This window comes from Streptomyces sp. NPDC001157 (genome assembly GCF_053598255.1).
The window spans coordinates 295,123-311,151 of sequence record NZ_JBSFJW010000004.1 but is presented as its reverse complement, the minus strand read 5'-3'; the positions used below and the strand labels follow the sequence as shown (position 1 = coordinate 311,151).

The 16,029-nt window shown below is 70.4% G+C and carries 12 protein-coding genes; 9 read left to right on the top strand and 3 right to left on the bottom strand.

Annotation, left to right across the window (positions count from 1 at the left end; translation table 11 throughout):
- Positions 1–61: 61 nt before the first annotated feature.
- Positions 62–1,507 (top strand): MFS transporter, encoded by a 1,446-nt coding sequence (locus ACWDAG_RS09745; RefSeq protein WP_450695052.1) that lies wholly within the window; start codon positions 62–64, stop codon positions 1,505–1,507.
- A gap of 82 nt (positions 1,508–1,589) precedes the next feature.
- Here ACWDAG_RS09745 and ACWDAG_RS09740 read toward each other — a convergent pair whose 3' ends face one another.
- Complete coding sequence (locus ACWDAG_RS09740; RefSeq protein ID WP_450695051.1) at positions 1,590–2,471, bottom strand: hypothetical protein; 882 nt, start codon at positions 2,469–2,471, stop codon at positions 1,590–1,592.
- Between the two features lie 187 nt (positions 2,472–2,658).
- On the bottom strand, positions 2,659–4,407 hold the full coding sequence (locus ACWDAG_RS09735) for a glycoside hydrolase family 35 protein (protein ID WP_450695050.1): 1,749 nt from the start codon (positions 4,405–4,407) through the stop codon (positions 2,659–2,661).
- A gap of 140 nt (positions 4,408–4,547) precedes the next feature.
- Between ACWDAG_RS09735 and ACWDAG_RS09730 the strand changes: the two genes are divergently transcribed.
- The 8 genes from ACWDAG_RS09730 to ACWDAG_RS09695 all read left to right on the top strand — a co-directional run bounded on the left by ACWDAG_RS09730 (position 4,548) and on the right by ACWDAG_RS09695 (position 14,111).
- Positions 4,548–5,438, top strand: a complete 891-nt coding sequence (locus tag ACWDAG_RS09730; protein ID WP_450695049.1) for a helix-turn-helix domain-containing protein — start codon at positions 4,548–4,550, stop codon at positions 5,436–5,438.
- A gap of 48 nt (positions 5,439–5,486) precedes the next feature.
- Complete coding sequence (locus ACWDAG_RS09725) at positions 5,487–5,837, top strand: chorismate mutase (RefSeq protein ID WP_030933038.1); 351 nt, start codon at positions 5,487–5,489, stop codon at positions 5,835–5,837.
- 140 nt (positions 5,838–5,977) lie between these two features.
- Positions 5,978–6,523 (top strand): response regulator, encoded by a 546-nt coding sequence (locus tag ACWDAG_RS09720; protein WP_450695048.1) that lies wholly within the window; start codon positions 5,978–5,980, stop codon positions 6,521–6,523.
- A 56-nt stretch (positions 6,524–6,579) separates the two neighbouring features.
- Positions 6,580–9,075, top strand: coding sequence for an aminopeptidase N (gene pepN, locus ACWDAG_RS09715; protein WP_450695047.1), 2,496 nt, complete (start codon positions 6,580–6,582; stop codon positions 9,073–9,075).
- A 125-nt stretch (positions 9,076–9,200) separates the two neighbouring features.
- Complete coding sequence (locus ACWDAG_RS09710; protein WP_450695046.1) at positions 9,201–9,656, top strand: SDR family oxidoreductase; 456 nt, start codon at positions 9,201–9,203, stop codon at positions 9,654–9,656.
- 313 nt (positions 9,657–9,969) lie between these two features.
- The gene (locus tag ACWDAG_RS09705) at positions 9,970–11,334 is read left to right on the top strand and encodes a pyridoxal phosphate-dependent decarboxylase family protein (RefSeq protein WP_450695045.1); all 1,365 of its coding nucleotides are present in this window, start codon (positions 9,970–9,972) and stop codon (positions 11,332–11,334) included.
- A gap of 129 nt (positions 11,335–11,463) precedes the next feature.
- Entirely contained in the window at positions 11,464–12,912 is a 1,449-nt protein-coding gene (locus ACWDAG_RS09700) for a lysine N(6)-hydroxylase/L-ornithine N(5)-oxygenase family protein (protein WP_450695044.1), read from the top strand.
- Positions 12,913–12,962: 50 nt separating this feature from the next.
- Positions 12,963–14,111, top strand: coding sequence for a GDSL-type esterase/lipase family protein (locus ACWDAG_RS09695; RefSeq protein WP_450695043.1), 1,149 nt, complete (start codon positions 12,963–12,965; stop codon positions 14,109–14,111).
- 5 nt (positions 14,112–14,116) lie between these two features.
- Here ACWDAG_RS09695 and ACWDAG_RS09690 read toward each other — a convergent pair whose 3' ends face one another.
- On the bottom strand, positions 14,117–15,931 hold the full coding sequence (locus ACWDAG_RS09690; RefSeq protein ID WP_450695042.1) for a bifunctional metallophosphatase/5'-nucleotidase: 1,815 nt from the start codon (positions 15,929–15,931) through the stop codon (positions 14,117–14,119).
- Between the last annotated feature and the right edge of the window lie 98 nt (positions 15,932–16,029).

Below are 16,029 nucleotides of genomic sequence, written 5' to 3'. Positions count from 1 at the left end.
TCGTTCGTCCGAACGAAATAAATCCGGACTCGACGAAGTCCGGGCCCGAACGGGAGACGCCATGACCACCACCCTTGCCATGTCCCCGCCCACCGGGGCGGATCCGTATCCGCGCCGCTGGGCCGCCGCCGTCGTGATGATGATCGCTGCGCTGATGGACCTGCTGGACGTGACGATCGTCAATGTGGCGATCCCGTCCATCGGCCGTGACCTGCACGCCTCACAGAGCGAGCTGCAGTGGGTGGTCTCGGCCTATCTGCTGGGCTTCGCCGCCACACTGATCGTCTCCGGGCATCTCGGGGACCGCTTCGGGCGCCGGGGACTCTTCCTCGCCGGCACCGCGGGCTTCGGCCTGGCCAGCCTGGGGTGCGGCCTCGCCCAGACGCCCGGGCAGCTGATCGCCGCGCGGGCCGTGCAGGGTGTGCTGGCGGCGGTGCTGATACCGCAGGTGCTCGGCTCCTTCCGCACCCTGTTCGCGGGCAAGGAGCGTGGTGCCGCGTTCGGGATGTACGGGGCCGTCGCCGGGTTCGCCTCGGCGGTGGGGCTGCTCCTCGGCGGCCTGCTGACCGATGCCGATCTGTTCGGCTGGGGCTGGCGCTCGGTGTTCCTGGTGAACGTGCCGGTGGCGGTTTGCACGCTGCTCGCGGGCCTGGTGCTGGTGCCGTCCACGAAGGAGCGGTCGGCCGGGCGGCCGGATCTGCTCGGGAGCGCGGTGCTGGCGGCCGGGCTGGTGGCGATCGTGCTCCCGCTGGTACAGGGCCGGGGGAACGGATGGCCGATGTGGGGTTGGTTCTGCCTCGCCGCGGGTGTCTGCGCCGTCGCCGGGCTCGGCGTGTTCGAGGCGCGCCGGCGCGGGGCGGGGACGGTGCCGCTGCTGCCGGCGCGGGCGTTCCGGCTGCCCGCGTTCTCCGTGGGCGTGCTGGTGCAGCTGCTGTTCTCGGTCGGCATGCAGGGGTTCTTCCTGGTCTTCGCGCTCTGGCTGCAGGGGAGCGAGCAGTACACGCCGATGCAGGCCGGAGTGGTGACCGTGGCCTTCTCGGCCGGGAGCTTCCTCACGGCGCCTGCCGCTGACGCACTCGCGATGCGGTTCGGGCGCCTGGTGCTCGGGGCCGGCGCCCTGATGATGGCCGCCGGTCTGGGCTGGGTGTGGGCAGCGGTCACCGGCGCGCCCGCCGTACACACCGGCGCCTGGCCGCTGGTGCCGGGCCTGGTGATCGCGGGGGCCGGACTGGGCTTCCTGGTGGTGCCGCTGGTGAACGTGGTGCTGTCCGCGGTGCCGGTGGAGCTGGCGGGCGGGGCGTCCGGGATCTTCTCCACGGCGCAGCAGTTCGGGGGCGCGCTGGGCGCGGCGACGGTCGGCACGGTGTTCTTCGACCACGCGGGCAACGGCCTGACGGACGCACTGACGGCGGCCATGCCCTGGGTGACCGCCGTGTTCGTGGCGTGCGCGGCACTGTGCGGAGCCCTCCCACGCCGCGCAGGTACTCTCAGCCCGTCCGGCGTGTGAGGACGAGGCCGTTCAGGCCGAACGGAGGTCCGGGAGCAGAGCCCCCGGACCTCACTGCAGCGCCGGGAGCAGAGCAGCACCCCTAGGTGTCACACTCCAGCACCGTCCGGCACAGCGCACACCGCGCGCGGACGCGCCCCCGTACCGGCACCCGGATCTTCTGATGACACGTCGGGCAGGGGAACGAGACGCGCAGGCGGCCGCCGCCGTCGGGGGTGAAGGTGTAGGGCACGCCGGGCTGCGGCCCGGGGGCGTGGCGGCGGTCGCGGGCGTAGCGGCGGCGGCCCGCCCAGCCGGCGGCCGTCAGCGGGGGCTGCTGCTCGTCGTGGCGGGCCTGTGCCATGCCCCGGGTGTAGGCCTCGTAGGCCTGGGGGCTGGTGAACCAGATCGACGGGTCCTCGTCGAAGATCAGCGCGCGCTTCGCCAGGACGTAGCCGAACTCCTCGGGGGTCAGATAGCCGAGCTTCTGGGAGGACGTCGAGTCCTCCCGGTAGGCGTCCAGCAGCAGCCAGCCCGCCCCCAGGTAGGTCGTCGCCGTGTCCGTGAGGATCTCGTTGTCGCGGGTGCCGGGGAAGGACAGGTCCAGGCGGTGCAGATACACATGCATGATCTCGTGGGCCAGGGCGGCACCGATGTCGCGGCGGTGGGTGCGGAAGCGGTCGTTCAGCTCGACGAAGTACTCGGGGCCCGCGGCGAGTTCGACGTTCGCCGCATGCTGCATCTCACGGAAGCTGACGATCAGCCGGGCGTCCGGCAGCCGGTAGTGGCGCACCAGCTCGCGGGCCACCCGCTGTGCGCCCAGATAGAGGTCGTCGGTGTCGCAGAAGGCCACATCGGCGGGCAGGACACTGCCGGAGAAGGTCTGGATGGTGTCGTACGACAGCCGTTTGTAGAGCGCGGTGATGGCGGCCCGCACCGTCTCCAGGTGTGGGTAGCCGTGCTGGACCGGTCCGCCGTTCGCCACGCCCGAACCCCCAAGACGCCCTGAACCCGATTCCACTCTACGGGGAGGTGGGCGGAATTTCCCCGGCCGGGTTCCAGGGCGCGGGCATGCTCCCGGCCTTTGGCATGCATGCCTCTGTCATGCATGCCTCCTGATCGCAATGCTGTGGGCCGCCCGTCCGCCCGTCGAACCGCCCCCATGAAGACCGCTAGAGGGCCTGCAACAGCGCGGCCCCCGCTGCCGCCTCCTCGAACTCCAGCAACCACACCTCGTTGTCGCCCTCGCGTAGCACCGGACCGGGCACGTACAGGGAGCGCTGGGGGCCCGCCGACCAGTAGCGGCCCAGGTTGAACCCGTTGACCCAGGCGAATCCGCGGGTCCAGCCGGGCAGTTCGAGCCGTGCGTCCCCGGCGCCCCGCACGGTGACGGTGCCCCGGTACAGCCCCGGGGCGCCGTCCCCCGCGAGCGGCTGGAAGCCGACGTCCCCGATGTCGTCCAGCGCATCCAGGCGCAGCCCACGCGCGCGTACTCCGTGCAGATACTGCCGCTCGTGCAGCAGGCCCCCGGTGATCCCCTTGGGCTCCCCGCTGCGCGGCCCGTAGTTGACGCGCCCCAGGGACTCCACCCACAGCTCCACGCGCGCGTGCCCGCCGATCGGTTCCTTGAGCTGCTCGTCGCCCTCGGCGAGCACACCGGCCCGCTCGCCGTCGACGTACACCACGGCCAGATCCCGCAGACCGCGTGCGGTCAGCGGATACGGCTGCCGCGGCCCGGGCACCGTCACCGCGTACCGGACGAGCCCGCGGTCCACGTCCAGTTCCTCGAAGGTGGGCGGCACGGGCGCCGAGGTCTCCGGGCCTCCCCGCGCCTCCAGTACGGCGGCCAACGGCGCCCACCCGTCCAGGCGCACCTCGGCCGACGCCCCCAACCGCGCGGGCGCGGGCGGCAGTTCGGGCAGCGGATCCTCGGCGTACTCGGCGAGGACCTCCCGCAGCCGCCAGAACTTCTCCGTCGGCCGGCCGAACTCGTCGATCGGGGCGTCGTAGTCGTACGACGTCACATCCGGCTCCAGCGGCCCCTCGTGCAGCGCGCCGCCGCCCCTGTTGGCGCCCGCCCAGCCGGCGAAACTGGTCCCGCCGTGCGCCATGTACAGGTTGACCGAGGCCCCGCACTCCAGGATCTCCCGCAGGGCGGCCGCGGCATCGTCGGCGCCACGGGTGATGTGCTCGCCGCCCCAGTGGTCGAACCAGCCGCACCAGAACTCCATGCACATCAGCGGCCCCTCGGGACGGTGCCGGCGCAGCGTCTCGAAGCCCTCACGCGCGCGGGAGCCGAAGTTCACCGTGGCGAGCACCCCCGGGATGCTGCCGCCGCCGAGCATGTGGTCCTCCGGGCCGTCCGAGGTGACCAGCGGCACCCTGACCCCCGCGTCCCGCAGCAGGTCGGCCAGGTGGCGCAGATACACGGCGTCCGAGCCGTAGCTGCCGTACTCGTTCTCCACCTGCACCATGATCACCGGGCCGCCGCGGTCGATCTGCCGGTCCACGACCTGAGGCAGCAGCACGCCGAACCAGCGCTCCAGGTGGCTCAGGAACCGCTCGTCGCGGGTACGCGCGCGCGTGCCCAGCTCGCCCGTCAGCCAGTGCGGCAGCCCGCCGTTCTCCCACTCGGCGCAGATGTACGGCCCCGGCCGCACGATCGCCCACAGCCCCGCCTCCCGGGCCGCGTCCAGGAAACGGCCCAGCGCCTGCACGTCAGCGAAGCGCCCCGGACCCGGCTCGTGCAGGTTCCACGGCACATACGTCTCCACGCAGTTCAGGCCCATCGACCGCAGCATCGCCAGCCGGTGACCCCAGTGCTCCTCGTGCACCCGGAAGTAGTGCAGCGCACCCGACAGCACCCGCACCGGCCGCCCGTCCAGCAGGAAGTCCGCATCGCCCACCGTGAACTCGCTCATGCACCCCAGCCTCACCCCTGGCACCGATCACCGTCCATGGACAAAGATCGGCGCTGCTTGGACGAAAACACGACCGCCGGACGACGATCCGAACAATGGCCGGGCAACGGCCCCGAACGACGCCGGGAGGAGCGCAGGCGATGTACCACACCTGGATGCGGTTCTTCACGCCCGGACCGGCCCACCACCGCCTCGGCCTCGTCTGCCTCGGCGTCGGCCTGCAGTACGGCCCGCTGCCCACCGTCGGCCCCCGCACCCTCGACCACCACGTCGCCGTCGTCATCAACACCGGCAGCGGCTGGTACCAGCACCCCGACGGCCGCCGCGCCACCGTCACCGCGCCCGCACTGCTGTGGCTCACCCCCGGCACACCGCACCACTACGGACCCGACCCCGGCACCGGCTGGGACGAGGGCTTCGCCGTCTTCACCGGGCCCGCCACCACCACCTACACCGAACTCGGCTACATCGAACCCGACCGCCCCGTCGTCCCCCTCTCCGACGCCACCGGCCCGCGCGCCGTCATCGGCCGCATCGCCCGCGCCGCCCGCCACGGCAACCCCCTCCTGGAGGTGGAGACCGGCGCCGCCGTCCACGAACTCCTCGTCGCCCTGCGCCGCGCCCGAGCCGACCTCGCCCCCGACGGCGACCCCGTGCTCAAGGCCCTCGCCCGCGACGCCTGCCTGCCCCTGACGGTCGCCGACCACGCCGCCCGGCACGGCATGACCCCCGCCGAACTGCGCACCGCCGTACGCCGCGGCGCCGGCTGCAGCCCCAAGGACTACCTGCTCGGCATCCGCCTCGGCCGCGCCAAGGAGCTCCTCGCCGCCACCGAACTCCCCGTCGCCGCCGTCGCCCGCCGCGTCGGCTACGACGACCCCGCCTACTTCTCCCGCCTTTTCACGCGCCGCGTCGGCATGCCGCCCGTCCGCTTCCGCGCCCAGCAGTACGGCGCCGTCCCCGGCGGCTGGAGCAACCAGGTTCCCGGCCCCGACGATCCGCCGATGATCGAACCCCCGCCCGCCAAGTAGGCAAACAGGGATGATCGAACCCACGCCCGCCACGTAGGCTGGGCGCTCATGACCACCAGCAACACCGGCACCCGCGACGTCGACCCCGCCGTCCGCGAGGAACTCGCCCGGCTGCGCGACAGCATCGACAACATCGACGCAGCCGTCATCCACATGCTCGCCGAACGCTTCAAGGCCACCCAGCAGGTCGGCCACCTCAAGGCCGCACACAAGCTGCCGCCCGCCGACCCCGCCCGCGAGGCCCGCCAGATCGAGCGGCTGCGCGCCCTCGCCGAAAGCGCCAAGCTGGACCCGGCGTTCGCTGAGAAGTTCCTGAATTTCATCATCGCCGAAGTGATCCGCCACCACGAACGCATCGCCGACGACGCCGTGAACGGCTCCGCAAAAACGGCGAATTGACCTCGCTGGATGCCGCAGAGGACGTGACAGAAGGGCCCGCACAGGGCATGCTGCGCTGTGCACTCCTTGTCAGCTGACGGCCACGCCACGTCAGCACCTCGGACATAAGCTGGTTGTCCACGCGGGAGGGACGACGGGCCATGCCGGAAGCCAAGATCCTCATCGTGGACGACCACGAGGACACCCTGTACGCCCTGGAGAGCGCCCTGGCCCCGCTGGGCTATCAGCTGGGCCGCGCCACCAACGGCGACGAGGCCCTCAAGCAGGTGCTCCGCGGACAGGTCGGCCTCCTCCTGCTCGACGTCCGCATGCCCGGCGTCAGCGGCCTGGACGTCGTCCGCTACATGCGCCGCGTGGAACAGACCCAGCACATCCCGGTCATCCTCCTCACCGGCTTCGGCCCCGACCAGTTACTGACCGCCACCGCCTTCGCCCTCGGCGTCGCCGACCTCGTCATGAAACCCATAGACCCCTGGTCGCTGCGCACCAAGGTCCGCTACCTCTACGACACCCACCGCCGCCACCTCGCCCTCGAGCAGGAGATCCGCGAACTGCGCGCCCTCGTCAAGGACCACACCGACGACCCCGCCCGCCGCCCCGCCGCCCTGCCCCACCCCGACCCCCGCCTCCCCACCCAGCGCCTCAGCCAGGCGCACAACGGGGAGCTCGAAGGGGAACGGACATAGGCCGCGTAACGGTCCGCCCCTGTGCCTTGTCAGTGCCATCGGGCAGCATTACCTGCATGTCCGTTCTGACGCGCGACGAAGCGCAGACCCGTGCCAAGCTCCTCGACGTCCACCGCTACACGATCGACCTCGATCTGACCACCGGCGACGAGACCTTCGACTCCCGCACCGTCATCCGCTTCACCGCGCGCACGGACGCAGACACCTTCGTCGAACTCAAGCCCGCCCAGCTGCGCACCGCCACCCTCGACGGACAGCCCCTCGACCCGGAAACCCTCGACGGCAACCGCCTGCCCCTGAACAACCTCACCGCCGGCGAGCACGAACTGCACCTCGACGCGAGCATGCGCTACTCCCGCACCGGCGAGGGCATGCACCGCTTCACCGACCCCACCGACGGCGAGACCTACGTCTACACCCAGCTGTTCATGGACGACGTCCAGCGCGTCTTCGCCGCCTTCGACCAGCCCGACCTCAAGGCCGTCTTCGACCTGACCGTGAAGGCCCCCGAAGGCTGGAGCGTCCTCGCCAACGGCATCACCGAACACCTCGGCGAAGGCCGCTGGCAGGCCACCACCACCCCCCTGATCTCCACCTACCTCGTCGCCGTCGCCGCCGGCCCCTGGCACTCCGTGCGCACCGAACACCGCGACCTGCCCTTCGGCCTGCACTGCCGCCGCTCCCTCGCCCCCCACCTGGACGCGGACGCCGAAGAACTCCTCGAGATCACCAAGCAGTGCTACGACCGCTACCACGAAAAATTCGAGGAGCCCTACCCCTTCGACTCCTACGACCAGGCCTTCGTCCCCGAGTTCAACGCCGGCGCCATGGAGAACCCCGGCCTGGTCACCTTCCGCGACGAATTCGTCTACCGCTCCGCCGTCACCGACACCGAACGCCAGACCCGCGCCATGGTCATCGCCCACGAGATGGCCCACATGTGGTTCGGCGACCTCGTCACCCTCCGCTGGTGGGACGACATCTGGCTGAACGAGTCCTTCGCCGAGTACATGGGCTACCAGACCCTCACCGAGGCGACCCGCTTCACCGACACCTGGACCGACTTCGGAGTCGCCCGCAAAGCCTGGGGCTACGACGCCGACCAACGCCCGTCCACCCACCCCGTAGCCCCCGAGAACGTCGAGGACACGGCCTCCGCCCTCCTCAACTTCGACGGCATCTCCTACGCCAAGGGCGCCTCCGCCCTACGCCAACTCGTCGCCTGGCTCGGCGACAAGGACTTCCTCGCCGGCATCAACACCCACTTCGCCCGCCACAAATTCGCCAACGCCACCCTCGCCGACTTCATCGACTCCCTCGCCACCGCCACCGAACGCGACGTCCACGCCTGGGCCGACGCCTGGCTGCGCACCACCGGCGTCGACACCCTCACCCCCGTGGTGACCCCCGGCGACGACGGCACCTGCACCCTCACCGTCGAACACACCGGCAGCCGCCCCCACCGCATCGCCGTCGGCCTCTACGACCTGGACGTCGCCGACGAGGGCCGCCACCTCATCCTGCGCGACCGCCTCGACCTCGACATCCCGCACACCACAGCCGAGCCCCTCGGCAAACGCCCCGCCCTGCTCCTCCTCAACGACGGCGACCTCACCTACGCCAAGATCCGCTTCGACACCGACTCCTTCGAAGCCGTCCGCACCAGCCTCTCCGGCCTGCCCGACCCCCTCACCCGAGCAGTCGTCTGGAACGCCCTGCGCGACGCCGTCCGCGACGGCGAACTCCCGCCCACCGCCTACCTGGAGACCGCCCGCACCCACCTCCCGCACGAAACCGACCTCGCCCTCGTCCAGGGCGTCCTCGCCTTCGCCGGCACCAAGGTCGCCGACCGCTACCTCACCCCCGAACAGCGCCCGGCAGCCCTCACCACCCTCACCTCCCTGTGCCGCGACCTCATCCGCCGCACCGAGGACGGCGACAACCCCGGACTGCGCCTGATCGCCGTACGCCACCTCATCGACGTCGCCGCCCACCCCGACACCATCGCCGCCTGGCTCGCCGACGGCACCGTCCCCGGCGGCCCCGAACTCGACCCCGAACTGCGCTGGCGCGTCCTCGCCCGCCTCGCCGTCCTCGGCGCCACCGACGAGCAGGCCATCGCCGCCGAACTAGACCGCGACCCCTCCGCCACCGGCCAGGAGGGCGCCGCCCGCTGCCGCGCCGCCCTCCCCGACGCCGAAGCCAAGGCCAGGGCCTGGGAAGCCATGTTCGGCAGCGACGACCGCACCGACCTGTCCAACTACCTCTTCACCGCCACCGCCCGCGGCTTCTGGCAGCCCGAACAGGCCGACCTGGTACGCGAGTACGTGCCCCGCTACTACGAGGACGCCGTCGCCGTCGCCGCCCGCCGCGGCCCCGCCATCGCCGCCGCCGTCGGCCGCTGGGCCTTCCCCGCCCACGCCGTCGACACCGAGAACCTGCACCTCGGCGAAGAGTGCCTCGCCACCGCCGACCCGATCCCAGCCCTGCGCCGCAGCCTGACCGACGAACTCGACGACCTGGCACGGGCGTTGCGGGTCAGGCAGGCCTAGGACCGGGGACGTACGACACCGCGGGCACGGCTGGTCCCTGACGACGATGCGGGGAGCTGATCGTCCTTCCTGGGCTCGACCGGGCCAAGGACGATCAGCCCGCACTCTCCTCAGGAGGCAACCCCGTGATCGTGGTGACCGGCGCCACCGGCAATGTCGGCCTTGCCCTCGTCGAACGCCTCGTCGCCGACGGGCAGCCGGTGCGGGCCCTGACCCGTGACCCACAGCGGGCCGCACTGCCCCACGGGGCCGAGGTGGTACGCCTCCAACACGACCGGCCTGAGGCCCTGTTCGAAGGAGCGTCCAGGCTCTTCCTCTACATCCAGGCAGACACCGACCTGCTGACGGCGGCCCGCACGGCCGGCGTCCGCTTCGGGCCCGGTGAGGCGGTGGACGGCGCCTTCGTGGCCGGGGTCGAGGAGGGCGCGTTCGGCGACCGCGGCGACGTCGTCCTCGTGGATGGGGGCGCTCCATCGGCCGGGCCATCGGACGCGACCTGGACTTCGTCGAGGTGGCGCCCGACCAAGCCGGCCCCGAGCTCTTCCCGGGCCTCCCGCCGCAGCTGCGCGAGAGCCTGCTGAAGTCCTTCGCGGCCACCGTCGGCGTCCCCCCCCGGAGATCACCACCACCGTCGAAAAGATCACCGGAACCCCGGCCCGCACCTTCACCGCCCGGGCCGACGACCACATAGACGACTTCCGGGCCTGAGACCGGGCAACGGTACAGGGCCTGAGACCGGGCAACGGCCCCAACACCCAGACCCCTAACAGGTTTCCCCCGCAGGAAAGCCGCAAGGCCACCCTTTCGGGTTCTGATCGTTGAACCTCTCGGGCACGCGCACACAAACACCGACAAGCTGGAACCCCCTCTGCCCGCGCGCCCGGGAGGAACCCCATGAGCACACCGAGCCTCGCCTCCGGCCCCGAAGGCCCCCACGTCCTGAGGCCGTTGCTCGACACCGTGCTCCACGCACTCGACGACGGCGCACACGCACGCGGAGGGCCCCTGCCCGCCGGCGGACCCGCCGCCGTCGCCACCCGCCTACGGGGCGCCCTCGGCGACGTACTGCCCCAGCACGGCGACCCCGACGCGCTGGGCACCCTCGTGCACGCCCTCGCCGAAGGCGCCGCCGACCCCGCCGACCCGCTGTGCGCCGCCCATCTGCACTGCCCGCCCCTCGCCGTCGCCACCGCCGCCGACCTCGCCGCAAGCGTCCTCAACCCCTCCCTCGACTCCTGGGACCAGGCCCCGGCCGCCTCCGAACTGGAAACCCTCGTCACCGAGGCACTGGCGAGAGAAGCCGGCGCATCCGACGCCCTCGTCACCACCGGCGGCACCGAATCCAACCAACTCGCCCTCCTCCTCGCCCGCGAGACCCTCGGAGCCGGTGTCCACCTGGTCTGCGGGGCCAACGCCCACCACTCCCTGCCGCGTGCCGCCTGGCTACTGGGACTGCCCGAACCGGTGATGGTGCCCGCGCCCGCCGGGATCCTCGACCCCGGTGCCCTCGACGAAGCCCTCACCACCCTCCCCGGCCCCCACCTCGTCGCCGCCACCGCCGGCACCACCGACGCCGGACTCATCGACCCGCTCCCCGAGATCGCCACCGTCTGCCGAACCCACGGCACCCGCCTGCACATCGACGCCGCCTACGGCGGAGGCCTCCTCTTCAGCGACCGCCACCGCGCAAAACTCACCGGCCTGGACCACGCCCACACCATCACCCTCGACCTGCACAAACTCGGCTGGCAGCCGGTCGCGGCCGGCCTCCTCGCCGTACGCGACCCCCACGACCTCGCCGCCCTGAACCAGCACGCCGACTACCTCAACGCCGACGACGACACCGAGGCCGGCCTCCCCGACCTCCTCGGCCGCTCCCTGCGCACCACCCGCCGCCCCGACATCCTCAAGATCGCCGTCACCCTCAAAACCCTCGGCCGCACCGGACTCGGCGTACTCGTCGACCAAGTCTGCGAACAGGCACAGGAGTTCGCCGCCCTCGTCCGCGACCATCCGCGCTTCGAGCTCCACGGCCGCCCCACCATCAGCACAGTCCTGTTCCGGCCCGCACACACCACCGACGACGCCGTCGCCGCCGTACGCCGAAAACTCCTCCACCAGGGCCGCGCCGTCCTCGGCCGCGCCCGCCTCGACGGCCGCCTCTGGCTCAAAGCCACCCTGCTCAACCCCCACACCCGCCCCGACGACCTCGCCACCCTCCTCACGCTCGTCGAAAAGGCCACCGACGAACCCGCCTGAGTGAAGTCACCCGAGCGAAGCCGCCTGACACCAAGCCGCCCGACACCAAGCCGCCCGAGACGAAGCCGCCCGCGAAATCGAAGAACCCACCGAAGACCCCGCCGAAGACCCGTGGAAGGAACCACCCCGATGAGCACGCCCCCGCACCCACACCCCCACCCTCCACACCACGAGCCCGACGCACCCCGCGACCTCGTCGGCATCGGCATCGGCCCCTTCAACCTCTCCCTCGCCGCCCTAGCCCACCCCCTCGCCGAACTCGACACCGCCTTCTACGACCAGCGCGCCACCTTCGCCTGGCACCCCGGCCTCCTCATCGACGGCGCCCGCATCCAAGTCCCCTTCCTCGCCGACCTGGTGACCCTCGCCGACCCCACCAGCCCCTGGACCTTCCTCAACCACCTCAAATCCCGCGACCGCCTCTTCCCCTTCTACTTCGCCGAGCGCTTCCACATCCAGCGCGCCGAGTACGACACCTACTGCCGCTGGGTCGCAGCGGGCCTCCCCGCACTCCACTTCGGCCACCAGATCGACGCCGTCCGCTGGAACCCCGAACGCGACATCTTCGAAGTCGACTACACCCAACTCGGCCCCGACGGAGAAGCCGAAGCCCTCGGCCGCACCCACACCCGCAACATCGCCCTCGGCATCGGCACCGAACCCCACATCCCCGAACCCCTCAAAACCCTCGTCGAAGCGCCCGGCGTACCCGTCGTCCACTCCGCCGACTACCTCGCCCACCGCGACACGTTCCTCACCGCCGACCACGTCACCGTCATCGGATCAGGACAGTCGGGCGCCGAAATCTTCCTCGACCTGCTCCGCGCCCGCCCCGCCGGCCGCGAAAACCTCCACTGGCTCGGCCGCACCGAGGCCTTCGCCCCGATGGAGTACTCCAAACTCGGCCTCGAACACTTCACCCCCGACTACACCCGCTACTTCCACGCTCTCCCCGAAGCCGTCCGCGACCGCCTCGTCACCAGCCAGTGGCAACTCCACAAAGGCATCGACACCGACACCATCGCCGCCATCCACGACGAGCTCTACAACCGCACCCTCGACGGCAGCTGGCCCGACGTCGTCCTCACCCCCGGTGTCCGCGTCCGCACCGCAGGCCGCCTCGCCACCACCAAAGTCGAACTCCACCTGGAACACACCCAGCAGGACACCCGCTCCCGCCTCACCACCGACGCCGTCATCCTCGCCACCGGCTACCAAGAACGCCCCCTCGACCGCCTCCTCGCCGGCCTCGACCCCTACCTGCGCCGCGACAGCCAGGGCCGCCCCCGCATCGACGAACACTTCCGCCTCGCCCTCGACCCCTCCATCAGCGCCGCCAACTGCCACGTCTACGTACAGAACGCCGAACGCCACACCCACGGAGTCGGCACCCCCGACCTCGGCCTCGCCGCCTGGCGCTCGGCCACCATCCTCAACTCCCTCACCGGCAAAGAGACTTACCCCCTCCCCACCCGAACCGCCTTCACCACCTTCGGACTCGACCAGCAGCAACACCCGCACATCCCACGCGCACGCCAGGCACCGGTCCTCACCCCCCTCGTCGACGACAGGCAATGAGCCACCAAAAGGCAGGAAGAACTCCGGCGGCGGTGACGTTGGAGCACACCATGACCACGACCTGGACCGCAGCCCACCGCACCGCCGTCGTCAACCCGCACGAGGCCTTCCACCTCTTCGAACCCCGCGGCTTCTCCGACCAGACCATCAGGCAGTCGATCCGCCTCGTCGGCGGCGGCGAAGCACTACGACTACGGCTCAGCAACCGCTACGGCAAAGAACCCCTCGACATCGGCGGCGCCCACCTCGCAGTCCGCACCCACGGCAGCGGCATCGACCCCACCAGCGACACACCCCTGCACTTCTCCGGCACCGAAACCGTCACCATCCCCGTCGGCGAGGACATCATCAGCGACCCCGTCGAGCTCCCCGTCAGCGCCGGCGAAGAACTCACCATCAGCCTCTACCTGCCCGGCGACACAGGACTCAGCACCTACAGCGCAGTCCCCTACGACCTCGGACACGCCGTCCCCGGCAACCAACTCTCCGCCGAACACCTCCACAACGCCGAAGAGTTGCCCACCGGCCACTTCCTCACCGGCGTCGACGTCCTCGCCCCCGCCGACACCCGCATCGCCGTCGCCTTCGGCGACTCCTGGATCGAAGGCGCCTTCACCACCCCCGGCACCGACAACAGCTTCCCCGCACAACTCAGCCGCCGACTCACCCGCGGCTGGATCGTCAACCAGGGCATCTCCGGCAACCGCCTCCTCACCGACGAGATCGGCGACCACCTGCTCTCCCGCATCGACCGCGACGTCCTCGCCGTCCCCGGTGCCAGCCACGTCCTCATCCACATCGGCCTCAACGACCTCGGACTCTCCGGCGTCATCGCCCACCCCGAACCCGCCGAAGGCCCCACCACCACAGAACTCATCGCAGGCCTGACCACCCTCGCCGACCGACTGCACACCGCCGGACTCACCGTCATCGGCTCCACGATCGGCCCCTACCGCGGCACCGCCTACGAGGGCTACGACACCGAAACCGGCCAGACCGTACGCCGCGAGGTCAACGCCTGGCTCCTCGGCACCGACCACCCCTTCGACGCCGTCATCGACCTCGCCGCCGCCGTCGCCGACCCCGCCCAACCGGACAGGATCCGCCCCGAGTTCAACGCCGGCGACGGCCTCCACATCAACGACGCCGGCGCAAAAGCCATCGCCGACGCCGTGGACCTGTCACTGCTCAAGCTCTAGAAGATCTAGAAGCTCTGGAAAACCGGCACACCACCCCGCGTCAGTCGCCAGTCCACCGACGCAAACTCCTTCGGATCCAGCACACCCTTCGCCGTCACCCACTCCGCGATCCGCGTCCGGATCTCCGTCGACTCCGACCACAGCTCCTGCGCGGACGCCACATGCGGGAACGCACCACCACCGTTGGCCCGGTAGTTGTTCACCGCGAACACGAACTTCTGCGCGTCATCCAGCGCGGCACCGTTGTAGGTCACATTCCTGATCCGCGAACCCGCCGCCTGGGCGATGTCGATCTCGTACGACAGCCCCGACACATAGTCGAAGTTGTAGTCGGGGCGGCCATTCGCGTTCGTCAGCTTCTCCACATCGACCACCACGTCCGGCGCCGTCTGCACGAAGTACTCCGCCGAATACTCCAGGTACGCCTTGAGCTGCGCACCCGTCAGCAACTTCGCGACGAGCGTGTTGTCGTACACGTACAGGCTGGAAAGATCCCGGATGGTCACATCACCGGCCGGGATCTCGGACGTCCGGGAGAACGGCGAAGCCTGCGCGATCACCGGCAGCGAGGCATACGACGTACCCGCCAGCGCCGCCTTGACGACATCCTCCTGCACCTTGGTGATCAGATCGATGATCGGCGCATCCTTGTACCGCGCCTCCACCGTCGTCAGCGTCTGCGTCGCCGTACCGACCACCTGGTTGACGTACTTGACCACCTTCGCGTGCTCATCGCTGAGCAGCTTGGTGATCTTCGGGTCATCGGCGACCGAGTTCGAATTCAGCACCTTGGACGACACCGACTCGACGGACCAGCGGCCCTTCGCGAAGACCAGCTCGACGTCGAACAACGACAGCCGCTCCGCATACGCCAGCGGCTCCGACAACACCACCGTCTTCCCGGTCTTGATGTTGGTGACCCTCAGCTCCGGGATCTCCACATGCGCATGCCCGACCAGAATCGCATCGATGTCCGGCACCTGCTGCGCCACCAGAGCCGCCGAATTCTCCACATACGGCAACTGGTCACCGTAGGAGGAGGTACCCGAGGAACCGGAGTGCGCCGAGACGACCACCACATCAGCACCCATCGACTTCAGCCTCGGCACCCACTTCGCCGCCTGCTCCTCCAGACCAGGGAACTCCAACTTCCCCTGCACATAAGCCTTGTCCCAGATCGCGATACCAGGGTTGGTGAGCCCGAGCACCGCCACCTTCACCGGCGGCAGACCCGGCACCCGGAACTTCTTGATGAAATACGGCGGGAAGGCGGGCTTCTGCGTCTTCGCGTCCAGCGCATTCGCGCCCAGCAACGGGAAGTGCAACTGCTCCTCGAACTTCCGCAGCGTCTCCAGACCGTAGTTGAACTCGTGGTTGCCCAGCGCCGCCGCGTCATACCCGATCGCATTCATCGCCTGCGCCATCGGATGCACCGGACCGCCCTCGGCGGTGATCGGGTCGACCTTCGCGTAGTAGTACGTCAGCGGCGTGCCCTGGATCGTGTCACCCGCGTCCAGCAGGAGCGTGTTGCAACGCCCCTTCTCCGCACGCACCTGGTTCACCAGCGTCGAGATACGGGACAGACCCTGCGCGTTGCCGGCCTTGTCGGAGTACTCCGCGTCCTTGAAGTAGTCCCAGTTGAAGACGTGCCCATGCAGGTCGGTCGTGCCCATCACGGTCAGCGAGTACCGCTTCCCGGGCTTCTTCGCCGCCGTGCCCTCCGCGGCCTGAGCCGACGGAGCGGCGACGGCACTCGCCACCGCCACCCCCGCTCCGGTCGCAGCGGACTTCTGCAGGAACCTCCGGCGGTTCAAGGGCATGTCTCGATCTCCTAAGGGAAGGGTCAACAACGCGCGTAGATTCTGACCTGCACATGACCGACCGCAACAGGTCCGGCAGGTTGCGATTGGATGACCGA

What these genes read in the sequence shown, in the direction of transcription:
- ACWDAG_RS09700 (WP_450695044.1), top strand. Translation starts at nt 11,464, where the DNA reads ATGAGCACGCCCCCGCACCCACACCCCCACCCTCCACACCACGAGCCC.
- ACWDAG_RS09745 (WP_450695052.1), top strand. Translation starts at nt 62, where the DNA reads ATGACCACCACCCTTGCCATGTCCCCGCCCACCGGGGCGGATCCGTAT.
- ACWDAG_RS09695 (WP_450695043.1), top strand. Translation starts at nt 12,963, where the DNA reads ATGACCACGACCTGGACCGCAGCCCACCGCACCGCCGTCGTCAACCCG.
- ACWDAG_RS09730 (WP_450695049.1), top strand. Translation starts at nt 4,548, where the DNA reads ATGTACCACACCTGGATGCGGTTCTTCACGCCCGGACCGGCCCACCAC.
- ACWDAG_RS09735 (WP_450695050.1), bottom strand. Translation starts at nt 4,407, where the DNA reads ATGAGCGAGTTCACGGTGGGCGATGCGGACTTCCTGCTGGACGGGCGG.
- ACWDAG_RS09720 (WP_450695048.1), top strand. Translation starts at nt 5,978, where the DNA reads ATGCCGGAAGCCAAGATCCTCATCGTGGACGACCACGAGGACACCCTG.
- pepN (WP_450695047.1), top strand. Translation starts at nt 6,580, where the DNA reads ATGTCCGTTCTGACGCGCGACGAAGCGCAGACCCGTGCCAAGCTCCTC.
- ACWDAG_RS09725 (WP_030933038.1), top strand. Translation starts at nt 5,487, where the DNA reads ATGACCACCAGCAACACCGGCACCCGCGACGTCGACCCCGCCGTCCGC.
- ACWDAG_RS09690 (WP_450695042.1), bottom strand. Translation starts at nt 15,931, where the DNA reads ATGCCCTTGAACCGCCGGAGGTTCCTGCAGAAGTCCGCTGCGACCGGA.
- ACWDAG_RS09705 (WP_450695045.1), top strand. Translation starts at nt 9,970, where the DNA reads ATGAGCACACCGAGCCTCGCCTCCGGCCCCGAAGGCCCCCACGTCCTG.